Below are 16,338 nucleotides of genomic sequence, written 5' to 3'. Positions count from 1 at the left end.
TTGTTTTCGCCGCGTTTGAGCGCGGTCCTAGATCACAGGCCGAGCGTTGGAGCGCCTTAACGGGTGGTCCCCTCCCCGGTGACCGCCAGCGCTGCCGGCTGTCGCCGAGCGGCATCATGGTGACAGGCGTCACGTTCGTGGATCGTTTCCGGAGCCCCGCAGAGTGATGCCGGAGGCGTCGTACGGGAGAGCCAGTTACTGTTATCCAATGTACACAATGCATAGGCTTTCAAGGGAAGCACTAGGAACAGATTGATTGGCGTGTGCAACGCGAAGCCAAGAAATCGCACCTCACGAGCACGAATCGCCGCTGTGGTGCACCGCATCAGCGTTAGCGATGAAATAGCAACGATCGTCAACCATGGTATGGTGTGCGTGGTCGCAAGCTGAGCGAGCCCGGTCATTATGGACAGAGCCAAAAGAAGAGGGCCAAGGTTCTGTCCGATAACATCTAATGTGAGATAGCCATTAAGATGAGGCAGCAGCCGCAGTGCTAGCAGCGTGTCGCGGAACGTACTGCGTGCCCAGCGTAGTTGTTGACGCAAATAAGGTCCGAGCCTGTCGGGAACGACGGTTGCGGCTATCGCATCTGGAACGTATTCAGTTCGAAACCCTGCCTGCAGCATAAGTATTGTGAGGTGACGATCCTCGCCGAAATCACTGGGCTTCCCGCGGAAATATTGCGTTTCATACTTGTCGAGCAGCGATGTAAGAGCCGAACGGCGATACATGGCGCAGGGTCCGCAGCAGCACATAACAGCACCGAAGCTGGCTTGTGCAGCGCGTTCTTCGTTACAAGCAAGCCAGTACTCCATGTCGATGAGCCGCGTGAGCCAAGTGCGATCCCGATTGGTCGCGACCAGATGGCCCATAGCGGCACCAACTTCCGGCTCGTGCATGCTAGCTGCTAGTTTTGTGACGACATCGACTGCGAGCGTCGTATCAGAGTCGACGTTGAGAACCAGGTCTCCAGATGACTGCCGGATGGCACAAATCTGCGCCTTCCTCTTGCCTACGTTCTTTCGCAGAATGATAAAGCGAAATCGTGTATCTTGCGCGTAAGCGTCGTGGACAGCTTTGACAGCAGCGAGGTTTTGAGAGCCATCGTCAACGACATAGACGCGCAGTCGTCCAGTAAAATCCTGGGCGGCAATCGAGCCTAAGCACGCCGACAGGGTGTCTGGCGTTTCATTGTAGCAAGGAACGATAACGTCGACACTGGGCATCGTTTCGTGATCGACGTCCGTGAGTGGCGGCGATGAGGCCCGGCTCTTTATTGCATAGATCATTTGAGCGCTCTTATAAAACGCTGAAAGGATTGTGTATGATCCAATCGCGGCAGTGCTGGCGGTCACAAGCAGGCTCATTCTGGTCTCAGTGAAAGTGAGGAATGGGACGAATTGCAAAGCCGCGACTGTGCAATGCGGGAATTAGCTGGCTGACGGCGCATACTGTCTGATCGCGCAGCCTTTGATCATGACCCCAATTGCGTTCATCGGGAGGGCAGCCATCGTGCAAAAGAACAATGGCTCCAGGTTGGATGGAGCTCAGTACCGCGCTGACGATCGCATCCGCACCAGGCCGAGACCAGTCGCGAGGGTCTACAGACCAGTGAAGTGCGCCGAGCCCAGCGCTCGCGGCGCAGGAGAGCACATGTTCGGTCCAGAGCCCATATGGCGCACGCACATGTCGGAGCCGAGCCTCCGGGCAAGCCGACTTAATGGCACAGTTCGCGTGTGCAATCTCCGACGCGACTTTCGTTGGCTCGCATTTCGAGAGATCGGGATGGTTCATGGTGTGGTTTGCGAGTTCGTGTCCGTCGGAAACTATCCTGCGCGTAATGTGCGGATGTTCTGCTGCATATCTGCCGATGACGCAGAACGTCGCCGGCACGTTATGTTGGGAGAGGATGTCTAAGATGTGCGGGGTATAAAAAGAGTGCGGCCCGTCGTCGAACGTCAAGTGGACGCTTGGTGAGTCAGCATACTGCCTGCCATCGCCAACGCTTGTTAAGTGCATAGAGAGGCCTGTCACAGTTCGGGCCCGTTTCGCTCAATTGTCGTTCCGGGCGGCCATTCGCTCAACGGCTTTCCGACAGGCAAAACGACGAGAAGAGCGTCGTCTGTTCGCGTGGGCGGCAAAGCAGGATAGACCTCCGCCAGCGTAGAACGGACGCGTATACCCGGAATGATCGAGGCCAGCCCTGGGCGATCGAGCAACCTCGTGATGTGCGTTTTGAGCGCATGACGGACTGTGCCAAATCCGAAAGGAACGCCCATCAGGTGTAGTGTAGGATACATTGCGCGTACAGAGTGTGGCACTCCCAGACCCTCTAGGTCGGGGCGTACCGCGTACAATCCGAGTTCGGCCACCAACACGTCGGCATCGCCGACCTTGATGAACCGTCGCAGCGCGCCAAGATGAGCCGCAACGCCCCTGCTGTCGTAGCCGACACATCGGAGCTCGGGCCTCGCACCCGCCCAGCTCCGATAGCCCTCAAAGGGACGTGCATTGAACGTTCCGGTCGGTCCGTAAGCCGCTCGTAAGAATGCCGAGAGCTGGATATGATCCGATAGCTCCAACTCATTCTCCCAGCACGTCCGCCACTGTATTGGGGGGCGCATCGACCCATCTCCTACGTTTGGCTTCATTGCCGTGTATGCATGAGGTGAGGCGCTACAGCAGGGTGCGCACGGAATCGAGCGCACGGGGCTGCTGCAGGCGCTCTCCTGCGGTTCGGCGAAGAACGACTTGGGAATGCGGCGCAATGCGTAGCAGGCCGCGGGAGCCCTACAGGAATCCTGCTAGAAAGAAGGTGGGTGCGGTCAGGTTGTACAATATACGATGGTATATCGGCGTCCTTTCGCGGACATATCGGCGTCCTGCGAGTTGCGAGACAAAGCACCTCTGATGTATTACTCGCCTTAAAGATGTTTGATGGGGTGATCGAGGTGGTTTGAATGTGTGAACTGGTACGGGCTACTAATGTAAGACATGGCGCGCTCGAACTGGGATAGCGCCTGTTGCTGTTTGCAAGGGGCACGCATGGTGGTGTCGATTGGATGGGGCGCGCTGTCCGATTGATCGTTGTAAAGAGCCCATTGCCGCTTGATAACTGGGTCGCGAGACCAAGGGGTCTGCAGGGCTGAGACCATATGTGAGCTTCAAGAAATGCCTGGGGCGGTGTCGCTATGATTCGCGGTTCACTATGTTCAATGCGCAGCGCCACGATCGTGGTCTCCAAAATCTAACGTGTTGCGTCGGACACGTCACTTTTATTCCATCGTGGCGCGCGCGGGTAAAATCGATTGTTTAGATGAGTTACATCTACACTGCGGATGAATGAACAATGCGGTTTCGTGGCCTAGATCTAAATCTGCTCGTCGCTCTTGATGCCCTGATAGCAGAGCGTAACTTGACGGCAGCAGCACGCAGCATCAACTTGAGCCAGCCCGCAATGAGTGCGGCGGTCGCCCGCCTGCGTGCGTATTTCAAGGACGAGTTGTTCACGATGAGCGGCCGTGAACTTGTCCTGACCCCACGCGCAGAGGCTCTCGCCTCACCTACTCGCGAAGCGTTACTGCACATTCAGCTTTCCATCACGTCTCGCGAGCCCTTTAGGCCGGACGAATCAAATCGCCGTTTTCGCCTTTGCATGTCCGATTTCGCGGCTATCGTGCTTATTCGCAAGGTGATTGAGCGCGTCGCGCGAGAGGCGCCCGGCATCAAATTCGAGCTGATGCCACTGGCCGATCCATTCGACCACCCCCTTCAGCGGGGTGCGGTCGACTTTATCATTCTTCCCGACGTGTACACGACGGATGAGCATCCGAAGGCCACGCTATTTGATGAGACGCTGGTTTGCGTGGGCTGCCGTTCCAACAAGCGATTGGCGCGACCGCTGACGTTCTCAAGCTACATGTCCATGGGGCACGTTGCTGTCCGGTTCGGCCGTTCTCGCGTCCCGTCAATCGACGAATGGTTCATGCAGGAGCATCGAGTTAAGCGGCGCGTGGAGGTCGTGGTTCAGGGCTTCAGCATGATGCCCCACATGCTCGTCGGGACGAACCGGGTAGCGACCATGCCGGCAACGTTGGTGCGGCATTTCGCAAAATCGCTACCCTTGCGCGTTGCAAAGCTTCCCCTGCCGTTGCCTGGCTTTACGGAGACGCTGCAATGGCCTGCACTGCACAACAATGAGCCTGCAAGCAAGTGGATGCGCCAGGTCTTGCTTGAGGAAGCCGCTCGCCTCGGTTCGTCACAGGAGGAACCAAGCCTGGCTCCTGAGTAGCGCGTCCCCCAATTGGGGCCGTTCAGACGCGGCGGAGCATGTCGCGCTAAGCCTTCAATTACTGGCCTCCACGTGACACGGGTTGGCCGCAGCAAATGACCCGCATGCCCTTGTTGGTCGTCGGAAACGGTGTCGCGCAGCGGCGTCCAGACAGGCGACGGCCCCACTCTGATTGCCGCCGAGCGCGCCGTTCGAGCAGAGGTACTCACATGTCGACTTTACCCGGAGGTCGGTTCAGATGGTTGGGTAGCTCGTCTAGCCGGACATCTGCGTCGACATTCTGAGCGAGGCGGCGCAGCAGATCGCGGACGGCGGTTGCGCGCATCACTTCGCGCTCTGCACGTTCCAGCTGCTCGCTCAACAAACGCGAAAGAGACGAGCGTCCTTCAAGAGCGCTCCGGATTTCCTGAAGCGAAAGGCCGAGCCGGCGAAGTGCGACTATGTGGTAAACGCGTGTCAAACTGTCGGCGTCGTACATGCGATGGCCGCCGCACGTACGCTGAGAAGCAGTGAGCAGTCCTGTCTGCTCATAGTGACGCAATGCCCGCACCGTGACGCCGGTGGCATCTGCAAGTTCACCAATGCGCCGCCACCGACGCTTATAGAATGAAGGCCTGTTCATAGCCGGACCTGTACAACCTGACGCCAGGGGAGGTTCAAGCGCTTTCGGACCGCTTGCCTGGCAGGGCGGCGGCGTGTCGTAGATCGAACGAAGCTTGCGATACGCGGGTGTTGCGGCAGGCCATGTAGCGCAATATTGCGCTAATAGCGCATCCGGCCTGAACTACGTTGAGGGCGCTACAAGCTGCATCAGCCTGACAAATGAACGCAGATCGTCCGCGGCGGACGTGCGTTCAAGAATGAGCGTCGCGAGTGCTGTGCGATTCGCAGGAGTTCGCATGCAATCGGGGAGCGCAACGACGGCCTCATCAAGAAGACGTCCGAGCATTAAGAGGTCTTCGGGAGTATAGATGCGGCCTGGCATATGCAACGTGGTCCCTTAGCTTGTATTCAAATCCGTCACGTCGGCGCGGCTCCTTACAAAGGGGTTTGGCTGCTATGAGGCAGAACGGAGACGGACCTGGGGCGCGTAGGACCGGAGACTTGAAAAAACGCAGGCTCCTCGGCCCGGGCACGGAGAAGCTCTCAGGTGCCCCCGCCTAGAGGAGCGAGTTTAAGCGACAACGCCCCGCCGAAGCGGCCGATCGCGCGGTGCCGGTCACTGGGAGGGAGACCTCATCCTTGGTCTTGGCAGCTCGGTGATCGGCACGCTGGTTGAGCGTACGACGCGCTTCACGATGCTGCTGCATCTTCCCCGGGTTGCGGGGCATGGCGAAGCTCCGCGCATGAAGAATGGGCCTGCTCTCGCAGGGCACGGAGCTGAAGCGGTGCGCGGCGCGATTACGCGCACCATCATCAGCTTGCCCGAAGAGCTGCGTCGTTCGCTGACCTGGGATCAGGGAGCTGAAATGGCTCAGCACGATCGTCTTAAGATCGACGCGGGTGTCCAAATCTACTTCTGCGATCCGCAAAGCCCATGGCAGCGTGGCACCAACGAGAACACAAATGGGCTGCTGCGTCAGTACTTCCCGAAAGGCACCGACCTGAGCGGCCACAGCGCCGACGAGATCGCCGCTGTGGCCGCGGCCCTCAATGCTCGACCGAGAAAAACCCTGGGTTAGAAAACGCCGGCAGAGGCCCTTGACGAGTTGCTATCGTGAGTGAACACAATCTGTGTTGCGACGACCGCTTGAATCCGCCTTGAACGCCGCGATCGGAATGGTGGATCAGGCCGGCACTTGGCCGCCGCGCCGCGATCGCCATCCGCAACGCCGCCAAGGCCAGCTCGGCGCGCAAATGATCCGCCATCGCCTAGCCGACAATCCTGCGGCTGTACAGATCCATGACGGCAGCCAGATAGAGCCAGCCCTGATCGGTCTCGATGTAGGTGATATCGGCCAGCCAGATCCGGTTCGGCGCAGTGGCGATGAAGTTGCGGTCGAGCAGATTGGGGGCGATCGGCAGGTCGTGGCGGCTGTCGGTGGTCCGCACCCGACGTGGCCGCGCCATGATGGCCCTGCTGCCGTGACGCCGCATCAACCGCTCGATGCGACCACGGCTCGCCCCGCGGCCCTGATCCTTCAACTCGGCATGGATACGCGGGCTGCCATAACGCCCGCGGGTGTCGCGGTGGACCCGCCTGATGTCGTCGACGAGGTCACGATTGGCAGCAGATCGTCGGCTCCCCGGGCGCGAGCGCCAGGCATAATGCGCAGCCGCTCGTTCTCTCGCTGCAAACGCGCGATCTCTGCCGCGTGGTCCGCCGACGGCAGCGTCGCCCGCGTCGTGGGGCGCCGCGCCGCCGCCGTCGGCTGCAGCCGAACCCCTCGCTGCTCCACCCACCGCCGCAGCACGGACTCTCGCAAGCCAAGCTCCTTGGCAACAGATCCGATCGAGCGCCAACTCGATGTTACGAGATCAACCGCTTGCCGCTTGTAGTCGTCCGTAAGCGACCGACGCTGACGTCCTTCCATCCGACACCTCCTGGCTCTTCGAGCCTACTACAGGTGTCCATCAATTCGGAGGAGGTTCACGGGTGCAACAAGGGAGATCGGTAATATCCGGAGCCAATGTGCGGTGTGGCACCGGGCTGTTTCTGATCGGTGCGGCATTCAGCGGCAGAGGCTCAACAGGTCATTTGAACAGGCCGGGGGGCAGGCGGTTTGCTTTTGGCGGCCCTGTGGCGAAAGGAGTGATCTGTGAACGGCGGCATTATTGGTTCGGATTGTGTGTGCTTCCAGCTGATTAATGTCGGTCTGCAGGAGCGGCCTTGGGATAAACCACTTGAATCGACCGCAGGGTCAGGTTGTACACGGAAAAGGTGGAAGCGCACAGGCGTGCCGAGTGAGCTCGATTGGTAAGCAATGGCTATGGCGATCGCGCTAGATGCTGTCGGTTAGGGCTGCATTTTGACGCCTTGCTGTGTGACAGCCTCGAGTGTCTTCAACCGAACCCATAGAGCCCAATGTGGGGCACTGTGACCGGCTTTGAACAAACCAAGAGGTGAGGTGCGGCTGGTCCGCAACAGAGATAGGGAAAGCAGCGCGACCTGCGGCAGCAGGCGGATGTCGGGCTGCATAGAGGAGGATCTGGATGTCAGGTGACGAGGAATACCTTCATCGACATGCTATGGCAGACAGGAGTCTCGCGGAAGGCAGATCCGCCGGGATCGCTGCGTACTCGCTGCCATGCGTGAACCTCAACAGGAACGAAAACCCGTTCCCGATGCCTGACGTAGTCATGCGGGCTGCGTTTGCCGCGATTGGAACCCACAATAGGTATCCGGAGGAGGACAGCGGCGGCTTACGATCAGCGGCCGCGCGAGCCTATGGGGTCTCTGTCGAGCAGGTGATCGCAGGAAATGGCTCATCGGAGATTCTCGCACTTATTTACCGGGGGTTTCTTGCCGCTGGCGATACTGTCGGAATGTTGTCGCCCGGCTTTTCGTTCAATCATAAATTGGCGGCGGTGAACGGAGCGCGCTTGCTTGAAGTTGATTGGGCCGATCACAATGCTCTGCCGGCGAGCCAAAGTGTTCGGCAGGCGGCAGGAGACGCAAAGTTCATCGTGCTCGCCAACCCAAATAACCCAACAGGGACATTCGTTCAGATCGCGGAAATTGAGCGACTGGTCGCTGAAACGGATCAGCTTATCGTGCTCGATGAGGCGTATGTCGACTTTGCTCCAGACAATGCACTGGGTCTGATCGACCGATATCAGAATCTTCTGCTGCTAAGGACGTTTTCGAAGAGTTACGCTGCAGCGGGCCTTCGCATCGGCTTTGGCCTCGGTAACCCGCGGGTGATTGCAAGACTGCGTAGCATACAGAACCCTTTCAACATGAGCGTGATTAGCCAGTCCGTTGGCGTCAGCATCCTCGAGCATCGTAATGCCTACGATCAGTGCATTGAATGCATTGTTCAGGAAAGGGAGAGAACTATGGTGGCGCTGTCGGCGCTTGGATTCTATGTCCTGCCATCACATGCAAACTTTGTATTGGCTCGCGTACCGCTTGGGTACGACGGTAGATGGTGGCAGCAAGCCTTAGAGAGGAAGAATGTGAACGTTGCGGTGTTTCCCGAGGGGGACCTTGGGGGCTTCATAAGAATCTCAATAGGTGCGGCGGAGCAGATGGACACCTGTTTATCTGTGGTCAGTGGCATTGCTGGGGGGCTGATCTGATTAATGAGAACGATTTCGTCAAATCGGGAGGACTAACGTGACAAATGTATCACGTCGAATACGGCTTGGAATCTTTGACCACTTGGACGAAGACGGTCTCGACTTATCGCAGCAGTATAACGATCGACTGGTGTTGGCCGAAGCGTGTGACCGGTTGGGATACCACGCGTACCATCTTGCCGAGCACCATTGCACACCGCACGGGCGATCGCCCTCGCCTAACGTATTTCTGTCGAGCGTTGCGCAGCGTACGAAGCAGCTCCGCATCGGGCCGATGGTCATGCTGCTAAGCCTTCAGCACCCCCTTCGGGCCTATGAAGAGGCATGCATGCTGGATCATTTGAGCGGCGGTCGTCTTGAGCTCGGTATCGGGTGGGGCTCTCTACCGATTGAATTGGGGTACTTCGGGGTTAGCGCAGAGAGCGCTCGCGAGCTGTATTCCGAAGGAATGGAGATCTTGACCAGAGCGATGCGAGGCGGGACCTTGTCCTACGAAGGTCAGCATTATCGCCTCCACGAAGTGCCGTTAGCAATTACGCCTTATCAGCGTCCCCATCCACCGACCTGGATTCCCGTGAGCCAGCCCGGCTCTGCGCGAGCGGCCGCTGAGATCGGTGCCAATATCGCGAGCATTGGCCCGGCCTCTATGGTTCGGAAATCGACTGACGCGTACCGCGCGTGCAATTGGCGCGGAGGGGCTCCGCTTGTCGGTTTGCTTCGCATGATTGTAGCAGACACTTCGGAAGCTCATGCGTATTCGCTAGCTGCAGCGGCTTACGACAGATGGCTCACGAGCTTTAGGGTCCTTTATGATCTCAGCGGGGTACCTGCCCCTCCGAACCTTCCGCCAACCTTCGAAGCAGCAATTGAAAGTGAATTGTGCGTTGTCGGAACCGCCGCTTCTGTGCGAAGTGTCCTTATTGATCACCTGGAGCAAGCGGGAGCTAACTATCTTCTCTGCCAAGTGGCCTTTGGCGATCTCCCGCTTGTTGCGGCCTTGAACACGGCGACTATTCTCCGGTCCGAACTTATGGCGGGAGGCGGCCCATGAACCTCTTAGGATAAGAGTGATAAACCTTTCGGTGGGCTGAAGCCCATGATCCTCTCTGGACAGGCGCTGCGGCGCCAGGTCGAGCGCCTGTGAAGCGGATGCCCGCTCGGCTGCACCTAGTGCAGTCGAGCGGGCACATCAAGTGTTCGAAGCATGGTTGTCCCAGGCGGCGCGGGTGAGTACTCCAGGTCTGCTCATTCGGCGGGCTTTCCGGGCGCTGAACGAGCGAGTGGTGGTGCCTCGCAAGGTGGCGAGGTCCGATGACCTCGAGGTGGGCTCTGTATTTAACAGGAGAGTGACGACCGACTGAGGGCGGATCAGTCAGCCGAGCAATGCGAAATGTCAAAGAGAGACAGAAGCTGTTGTAGTAGGAGGTTAGATGGCGAGAAGTTGGTTAGGAAGATGAAGGTTTGTGAACTTGTCGAGCTTTTGTCGAGATGCGAGCAGGATGCGGTAGTCGTCATCACGGACGGTTCGTCGTCCTCGATTGCCGTGGCTGTGGTTTGCACGGTCCAAACCGGATGGGCCCACAGCCAGCAAGCGAACCCCAATTTGTCATTCCTGCCCGACGGATTGGATCATGCCATGTTACCGAGAGGTAGCAATTTGGCGCGTGGGGTGAGATTACTTGGCCCTAGATGTGAGCCGTTGTTGCTCCTTCAGTAGACATTCCGGGGACGACAGTGCCGGCGTCTGTCCCCAGTCTGGCGTCATCCGTGCTTGACTGTTGGACGGGCGGCTCGTTCCGACAAAGGCATGGAACTTGGCGACTCCCATTTGGAACTTCTGGAACTACATCAGCAGCCGTAGACTTTGACTGACCCCCAACGATTATCCAGCCCTGAGTACACTCTGGCTGTTGGATTCCCGATTGGGGTCGTAGCGACGGGAGCTGATGTAGCGCGGCAATCTGGGTAGGAAGTGCGCGGCAATCAGGATGGCGAGGCGTGTCGCGGCCTGATGATGATTGCCGCGATGATTGTCGCGCGCAAGAGTTTTGTTGAACTCTGATTGTCGCGCAGCGTCAATCAGCGACGGTTTTGGATGTCGCGTGCGATGGCGGCCGTCCGGGACCGCGTTTTCGTTCGAGGGCGGTCCGTCTGCGATAGCTCTCGACGTTCATCTCGACGATGGTGGCGTGATGAACGAGGCGATCGATAGCGGCCAGGTCATGGCGGGGTCCGGGAAGACCCTGTTCCATTCGCCGAATGGCTGATTGGCGGTGATCAGCATCGAGCGGCGCTCGTAGCGTGCGCTGATGAGCTCGAACAGCACGCTGGTCTCGGCCTGATCCTTGGTGACGTAAGCGAGATCATCAAGAATCAGGAGATCGAAGCGATCGAGACGATTGATGGCCGCCTCGAGGTTAAGCTCGCGTCGCGCTAGCTGGAGCTTCTGCACGAGATCGGTGGTCCGGGTGAAGAGGACGCGCCATCCGTTCTCGATGAGGGCCAGGCCGATCGCTGCCGCCAAGTGGCTCTTTCCGCCGCCGGGCGGGCCGAACAACAGCAAATTGGCGCCCTTGCCCAGCCAGCTGTCACCGGCGAGCGCCATCACCTGCGCCTTTGAGATCATCGGCACAGCTTCGAAGTCGAAGCTGTCGAAGGTCTTTCCGGTGGGCAAACGTGCTTCGACAAGGTGTCGTTCGGTCCGACGGCGGCCGCGTTCGGCAATCTCGTGCTCGGCGATGGTCGCGAGGAAGCGGCCGGCCGGCCAGCCTTCCTTGTCGGACTGTTCGGCAAATTGCGCCCACAGCACCTTGATGGCAGGCAGACGGAGCTCATTGAGCAACAGATTGAGGCGCGCGGCATCAACCGTGTTCGTTACGCTCATGCGGCACCTCCGGTCTCGGCGGTACCGATGAGGCATTCGTAGGTCGCAAGCGGCACGAGCTGCACCACGACGTTCGGCAGGTTGGCGGGATCGGGGGCGAAGTAAGCACGTAGCCGGTTGATGTCGGGCAGTTGGCCGGCCTCGAGGTCGGCGGTGAGCTGATCGGCGAGTTCGGTCTCGCAGCCGCGTTCATGAGCGAGCGCGAGGAGATCGACCATGATCCGGCAGGCTTTTTTGTCCGGCAAGCGTTCGCGCAAGCGATCGAAGGTCTTCCGGTAGGCATCGCGCGGGAACAGCCGATCCCGGTAGACCAGATTGAGAAGTGCCATCGGCTTGCGCCGCAGGGAATGGATCACGTGCCGATAATCGACGACCTGGTCGTACTTGCCATTGGGATGCGGCCGCCCACGCGGCAAGGTGACGAGATGGGTGCCCCCGACGAACACGTCGAGACGATCGTCGTAAAGGCGCACCCGCAGCCGGTGACCGATCAGGCGCGATGGCACCGTGTAGAACACCTTGCGCAGGGTGAAGCCGCCGGACGAGGTCACGCGGACGATCACCTCTTCGTAGTCGGAGGTGCGCCGATCGGGCAGCTCCTGCAACACCACGCGCTCGCTATCGATCCGCTTGGCGTTGCGGGCATTGCGGCGGCTGACGATCTCGTCGATGAAGCCGCGATAGGTGGCAAGATCGTCGAAGTCGACAGTTCCGCGCAGCAGCAAGGCGTCCGCGATTGCTCGCTTGAGATGACCGTGAGGCCCTTCGATCGAGCCATTCTCGTGGGCGACGCCTCGATTGTTGCGGGAAGGCCGCATGCCGTAATGGGCACAAAGGGCCTCGTATCGCTGCGTCAGATCGTCCCGTGCATCACGATTGAGATTGCAGAATGCGGCCGACAGACTGTCGGTCCGATGCTCCCGCGGCGCCCCACCGAGCGACCAGAGGGCATTCTGCAGGCCTTCCGCCAGGGCGACGAAGCTCTCGCCGCCAAGCACGACGTGGGCGTGCTCGAACCCGCAATAGGCCAAACGGAAGTGATAGAGACGATGATCCAACGGAGCACCCGCGATCGTCACACCCAACTCGTCCATGTCTGTGAAGTCGGAGAGGCCGAGTTGGCCAGGCTCGTGGGTTTGGCGGAAGATCACCTCCTGCTCCTCGCCGTGGACCGCCCGCTATGCACGGATCCGACGTTCCAGGGTACGACGGATACCGATGCCGAGATCCGGATGACGCCGTAGCATCTCCTCGAACACCGCCACCGGGCGTAAGCCAGGTGCCGCCTTCAGGATCGGGACGATCTCGGTCTCGAACACCTCGCTCAACGGGTCCGGTCGTCGCCGGCCGCGGGGCGCCTTCCTTTGCGATGGAAATCGGGGATCTCTCTCGATCCGATAGGCGGTCGACGCACTGAATGACGCCTTGGCCGCCGCCACTGGCGGGCTATCGGTCTGACGGTACTTCATGTAGAGCCTTCTGTGGTTGCCGCCCGCAATGCAAGAAGTTTCTGACCCTTTGGCGTGTGATCGAGTGCGGTCTTCTGTCAGGCCTTCCTTTACGGCATTTTCAGAAGCCGCTGGCCGGTATGGTGATCCGCGGACCAGGTCCAATTCTCATCTCCGAGCACGTCGGCTCTTTGGCTCTAGCTGGTTTCCTGATCCAGATCTGTTCGATCGTTGCGCCCATTCGGGTCGTCGCCTTCTCACACCCCCTTCGCCAACGTCAGGCTATTTCGTGCTGCATGCAGTCATGCCGTCACTGCCTGCGCTGGGTTCCGATAATCCTCCTTCCGGGTGAGCATGGCCCAAATCGTCCGAGCCATCTTGTTCGCCAAGGCGATCGCCACAAGCATGCGCGGCTTCCTCGCCAGCATCTGCGCCAGCCAGGATCCGCTAGGGATCGACTTGCGCCCGAGCCAGTTCAGCCGCGACATCGCCCCAACGATGAGCAACTGGCGAATGTCCGCCTGTCCTTCCTTCGAAACGCGTCCGAGCCTTTCCTTTCCCCCTGAGGAATGTTGCCGTGGGACCAAGCCGAGCCAAGCCGCGAAGTCTCGGCCACGTCGAAAGGCCGCCATGTCGGGCGCGAAAGCCTCGATCGCGAGTGCGGTCAGCGGGCCGACCCCCGGCATTGTCTGCAGCCGCTGCGCCGTGACCGTCCGCGTCGCCAACTTCTTGAGCTGCTCTGCCTTGGCATCGATCCGCTCCGTCTTGTAGGCGATCTGATCAATGAGACTCCGACATTCCTCGCGGACCAGTTCTGGTAGATCGCTGTTCGGATCTTCGAGGATTGCGTCAATGCGTTTAAGTTGTTCGATTCCTTGCGGGATGATATGGCCGAATTCGTAGAGAACAGAACGCAGCGCATTCACCAGATCGGTGCGCTGATGAACAAGGCGCTTCCGAGCCCGAAAGAGCACTGCCCTGGCCTGCTGTTCTTCCGATTTCGGCTCGACGAAGCGCATCTCGGGGCGCTGTGCCGCGATCACGATTGCTTCGGCATCAGCCGCGTCGTTCTTTTGGCGTTTCACAAAAGGCTTCACATATTGCGGAGCGATCAGTTTCACTTCATGGCCGAGCTTGACCATCTCCCGTGCCCAATAGTGGGCGCTGCCACAGGCTTCCATCACCACCACTGCCGATGGGTGGCCCGCCATGAACTTCCGAAACTGAAGCCGCGACAGTTTCTTTCGAAATTTCAAGTGTCCCGCCATTGACGCCCCGTGGAGCTGAAACACATTCTTGGCTAGATCCACTCCGATCACCGTATCCATCAATTTGCCGTCCTCTTCGCTTCGGGGTTCAAACACTGCGTTCTTGGCACATTACGATGCCGTCTGGGGAGGGCGGCAACCATCCCATCTCATCTGGTGATCTGTGATGTGTCGGCCGGGCACGCGAGTGATTCCTCTTGGCGGAAGAACCACTTGCATAACCCCGCCGGCCGCGATCACCAGTCGGCGCGGTCCTCCTCGGGATCGCGCCGACGCTGGGCTCGTAACTCCGGTCGGGCTACGCCCTCCCTACGTCACGAGCCCAGCGAAACTCTCTCACCTTGATTGACGCTGCCTTCCATCCTGATCGCCGCGCGACAAGCTGACGCGGAGCCTTCGCATAGCGCAGTGCCAGATCCCGGCAGGTGAAGACGAACCCGAACGGGGTCTTCCATCCGAGCTGGGAGTGTGGTCGCGCGTCGTTGTAATCGGCCCGCCGGCACCCAGGCACGACACGGGCCTGGGCAGGGACGTAAACAGCGGCTCGCCCCGCAGCTGGCCATTGAAGTCTTCGATGCGCATTCTGCATAGGCTTGCCGGGCCCCATTTAGTGCCAGGCTAGGCGGCTCTGATCAGCCCACGACATGATGCCATTGCTGTCGGCCTCGCTGTTGTCGTTGACCACCATCTTGGAGTTGCCGCGCTCAATGGAGTTAAATCGGTTGCGCGATCAGCGGTTCGGACGCTGCAGACAGCCTGCGCGGCGGACGTAAGTCCGGTTCGCCGGCGGGGCGGAAGGCAAGCGGGGACCTAGCTGATCGAGAGATCGAGAAGCTCACGCTCAAGAAGCTCCAGCACGAGCAGTTCGGACAGTCCTCCGGAGCGAGGCGCATTGCTGGACTGGCTCGAGCTGCAGCTCGCTGGCCTGGAGGAAAAAGCTGGGCAGTCCAGACCGGTCTCAGGTGGCTGCGGACAAGATGGCGGTGCCATCGTTCGAGCGCCGCAAGCCAGCCCGCCGGCCACTGGCGGAGCATCTCCCACGGGAACGCATCGATCTATGCGCCACCTGCGATCTGCCCATGCATGCCTCCGGGCTGGGAATTGTCTGAGCCGTATCCTGGCGCGCTTTGGATAGCCAACGAGCCACCCTAGGCGGTATGCAAACAAAGCTTCGGCAACTTGCCACTTCATCGTCGGCCCCGCGATAGGAGTGCTGCGGTACAAACAAGCCCGCGAACCGCGCATGTCGGTCATCCACTCTGCCGAGCGTGGCTTTCCTCAAACAGACCGGAGCACCTTGTTTCTAAGCAGAACGTCGCCCTCAATCTCTCGCGGATACAGAGTAACCACTTCGAACGCGGGAAGGAGGTCAAGGATGGAGCGCAGTGAAAGCTGGCCTTCGTACAGTTCGCGGTCACTATACTCGGTGTAGATGAACCGTGTTCTGCCCAGGGTTTTCTGACCGCCAGCGATTACGTCCGACTCAGCTCCTTGAACATCCATCCAGATTAGATCAACAGGGCCGCTGAGACCAGCTTCGCCGCTCCAGTCATCCAGTCGCTGGGTCTCGACCAGAATCGAGTCATCAAAGCGAACCCAATCATATTCTGAAAGGTGATTTTTGGGTCTACGTATGGAGCCCGATAAGTCCCACCCCCTCGCATCTCCGTCCCCATTGCTCGGATGAAACTCGATGGTACCGTTTCGATCACTGATGGCGAGCTGCATGAGCGCCACGTTGGGTCGAGCCAGACGCTTATTCTCCTTGAAGCGAGCTATTGCGCGAGGGTCAGGTTCAAAGCAGTATACGCTGGCGTCTGGACACAGCTCAAGAAATCGCTGTGTGTCGCTACCATCATTGCATCCAATGTCCAAGATAACCGGGCATGTGACCCGAAGATGAGAAACGATCTTCTGGTGTATTTCCAGTGTAGGTAACGACTCTAGCATCTGTCCTTATCCTTTTCGTTGCGATGTGTGTTAACCGGTGGAACCAGGAGCCTGGGAGGTGCTGGCGGGTTGCTCAATAAGGGCACTCGTCGAGTAACGAGTAACAACGTTGAGAGGGCAATGGCAGCTCTGTTGCGAGGCTCTGGCGGATCATTGACCGGGGTAAGTAGCCTTTGGCTCAGAGCCGCGTTCACAAGTGGAAATTGCGAGGTCGAGGAAACGGTGCGGCTACCCGAGAGCACGCGATCGGAGGCG

Annotated in this window: 12 protein-coding genes and 5 pseudogenes; 5 read left to right on the top strand and 12 right to left on the bottom strand. The window is 59.3% G+C overall.

Annotation, left to right across the window (positions count from 1 at the left end):
- Positions 1 to 56 precede the first annotated feature (56 nt).
- From nodC to X265_RS37030, 3 genes are read right to left on the bottom strand one after another with little or no spacing between them, the layout of a single operon-like run.
- Positions 57 to 1,367: a chitooligosaccharide synthase NodC gene (gene nodC / locus X265_RS37040; protein ID WP_128929904.1), complete on the bottom strand. Its 1,311-nt coding sequence runs from the start codon at positions 1,365 to 1,367 to the stop codon at positions 57 to 59.
- 7 nt (positions 1,368 to 1,374) lie between these two features.
- Positions 1,375 to 2,019, bottom strand: a complete 645-nt coding sequence (gene nodB, locus X265_RS37035) for a chitooligosaccharide deacetylase NodB (RefSeq protein ID WP_128930191.1) — start codon at positions 2,017 to 2,019, stop codon at positions 1,375 to 1,377.
- A gap of 11 nt (positions 2,020 to 2,030) precedes the next feature.
- Positions 2,031 to 2,624 (bottom strand): NodA family N-acyltransferase, encoded by a 594-nt coding sequence (locus X265_RS37030; protein WP_128929903.1) that lies wholly within the window; start codon positions 2,622 to 2,624, stop codon positions 2,031 to 2,033.
- 725 nt (positions 2,625 to 3,349) lie between these two features.
- On the opposite strand from X265_RS37030, the gene X265_RS37025 reads away from it, so the two are divergent.
- Complete coding sequence (locus X265_RS37025) at positions 3,350 to 4,291, top strand: LysR family transcriptional regulator (RefSeq protein WP_128929902.1); 942 nt, start codon at positions 3,350 to 3,352, stop codon at positions 4,289 to 4,291.
- 205 nt (positions 4,292 to 4,496) lie between these two features.
- On the opposite strand, the gene X265_RS37020 is transcribed toward X265_RS37025, so the two are convergent.
- Entirely contained in the window at positions 4,497 to 4,913 is a 417-nt protein-coding gene (locus X265_RS37020; RefSeq protein WP_128929901.1) for a MerR family transcriptional regulator, read from the bottom strand.
- A gap of 560 nt (positions 4,914 to 5,473) precedes the next feature.
- Between X265_RS37020 and X265_RS37010 the strand changes: the two are divergent.
- Positions 5,474 to 6,012: pseudogene (locus tag X265_RS37010) on the top strand (IS30 family transposase); the annotation flags it as partial.
- 151 nt (positions 6,013 to 6,163) lie between these two features.
- Here X265_RS37010 and X265_RS42455 read toward each other — a convergent pair.
- The 3 genes and pseudogenes from X265_RS42455 to X265_RS42445 all read right to left on the bottom strand — a co-directional run bounded on the left by X265_RS42455 (position 6,164) and on the right by X265_RS42445 (position 6,825).
- On the bottom strand, positions 6,164 to 6,361 hold the full coding sequence (locus X265_RS42455; RefSeq protein ID WP_167506288.1) for a DDE-type integrase/transposase/recombinase: 198 nt from the start codon (positions 6,359 to 6,361) through the stop codon (positions 6,164 to 6,166).
- Positions 6,359 to 6,499, bottom strand: a pseudogene (locus X265_RS42450) (IS3 family transposase); the annotation flags it as partial. The gene X265_RS42455 and the pseudogene X265_RS42450, both read right to left, overlap by 3 nt.
- Positions 6,433 to 6,825 carry a transposase gene (locus X265_RS42445; protein WP_128929899.1) on the bottom strand — a complete coding sequence of 131 codons (393 nt, stop codon included), beginning with the start codon at positions 6,823 to 6,825 and terminating at the stop codon, positions 6,433 to 6,435. The gene X265_RS42445 and the pseudogene X265_RS42450, both read right to left, overlap by 67 nt.
- Before the next feature lie 655 nt (positions 6,826 to 7,480).
- Between X265_RS42445 and hisC the strand changes: the two genes are divergently transcribed.
- Positions 7,481 to 8,533, top strand: coding sequence for a histidinol-phosphate transaminase (gene hisC / locus X265_RS36995; RefSeq protein ID WP_232995662.1), 1,053 nt, complete (start codon positions 7,481 to 7,483; stop codon positions 8,531 to 8,533).
- Between the two features lie 37 nt (positions 8,534 to 8,570).
- A complete protein-coding gene (locus tag X265_RS36990) occupies positions 8,571 to 9,584 on the top strand; it encodes an LLM class flavin-dependent oxidoreductase (RefSeq protein WP_128955129.1) in 1,014 nt (337 codons plus the stop codon).
- A gap of 948 nt (positions 9,585 to 10,532) precedes the next feature.
- Here X265_RS36990 and istB read toward each other — a convergent pair.
- From istB to X265_RS42535, 4 genes and pseudogenes are all read right to left on the bottom strand, one after another.
- A pseudogene (istB, locus tag X265_RS36980) lies at positions 10,533 to 11,417 on the bottom strand (IS21-like element helper ATPase IstB); the annotation flags it as partial.
- Positions 11,414 to 12,886, bottom strand: a pseudogene (gene istA / locus X265_RS36975) (IS21 family transposase). The pseudogenes istB and istA, both read right to left, overlap by 4 nt.
- A 281-nt stretch (positions 12,887 to 13,167) precedes the next feature.
- The gene (locus X265_RS36970) at positions 13,168 to 14,193 is read right to left on the bottom strand and encodes an IS110 family RNA-guided transposase (protein WP_164934317.1); all 1,026 of its coding nucleotides are present in this window, start codon (positions 14,191 to 14,193) and stop codon (positions 13,168 to 13,170) included.
- A 331-nt stretch (positions 14,194 to 14,524) separates the two neighbouring features.
- Positions 14,525 to 14,839, bottom strand: a pseudogene (locus X265_RS42535) (integrase core domain-containing protein); the annotation flags it as partial.
- A 214-nt stretch (positions 14,840 to 15,053) separates the two neighbouring features.
- Here X265_RS42535 and X265_RS42435 point away from each other — a divergent pair.
- The gene (locus tag X265_RS42435; RefSeq protein ID WP_465251698.1) at positions 15,054 to 15,242 is read left to right on the top strand and encodes a transposase domain-containing protein; all 189 of its coding nucleotides are present in this window, start codon (positions 15,054 to 15,056) and stop codon (positions 15,240 to 15,242) included.
- A 169-nt stretch (positions 15,243 to 15,411) separates the two neighbouring features.
- Here X265_RS42435 and X265_RS36955 read toward each other — a convergent pair whose 3' ends face one another.
- Complete coding sequence (locus X265_RS36955) at positions 15,412 to 16,083, bottom strand: FkbM family methyltransferase (RefSeq protein ID WP_128929894.1); 672 nt, start codon at positions 16,081 to 16,083, stop codon at positions 15,412 to 15,414.
- Positions 16,084 to 16,338 lie beyond the last annotated feature (255 nt).

Origin of the sequence: Bradyrhizobium guangdongense, from assembly GCF_004114975.1 — a bacterium.
GTDB classification, from domain to species: Bacteria; Pseudomonadota; Alphaproteobacteria; order Rhizobiales; family Xanthobacteraceae; genus Bradyrhizobium; species Bradyrhizobium guangdongense.
This window is presented reverse-complemented; position numbering and strand designations above follow the sequence as displayed.

Bases quoted from the DNA above. Each gene is read 5' to 3' on its own strand.
- X265_RS37020 (WP_128929901.1), bottom strand. From the start codon at position 4,913: ATGAACAGGCCTTCATTCTATAAGCGTCGGTGGCGGCGCATTGGTGAA.
- X265_RS37030 (WP_128929903.1), bottom strand. From the start codon at position 2,624: ATGCGCCCCCCAATACAGTGGCGGACGTGCTGGGAGAATGAGTTGGAG.
- nodB (WP_128930191.1), bottom strand. From the start codon at position 2,019: ATGCACTTAACAAGCGTTGGCGATGGCAGGCAGTATGCTGACTCACCA.
- nodC (WP_128929904.1), bottom strand. From the start codon at position 1,367: ATGAGCCTGCTTGTGACCGCCAGCACTGCCGCGATTGGATCATACACA.
- X265_RS37025 (WP_128929902.1), top strand. From the start codon at position 3,350: ATGCGGTTTCGTGGCCTAGATCTAAATCTGCTCGTCGCTCTTGATGCC.
- X265_RS36970 (WP_164934317.1), bottom strand. From the start codon at position 14,193: ATGGATACGGTGATCGGAGTGGATCTAGCCAAGAATGTGTTTCAGCTC.
- X265_RS42455 (WP_167506288.1), bottom strand. From the start codon at position 6,361: ATGGCGCGGCCACGTCGGGTGCGGACCACCGACAGCCGCCACGACCTG.
- X265_RS42445 (WP_128929899.1), bottom strand. From the start codon at position 6,825: ATGGAAGGACGTCAGCGTCGGTCGCTTACGGACGACTACAAGCGGCAA.
- hisC (WP_232995662.1), top strand. From the start codon at position 7,481: ATGGCAGACAGGAGTCTCGCGGAAGGCAGATCCGCCGGGATCGCTGCG.
- X265_RS36955 (WP_128929894.1), bottom strand. From the start codon at position 16,083: ATGCTAGAGTCGTTACCTACACTGGAAATACACCAGAAGATCGTTTCT.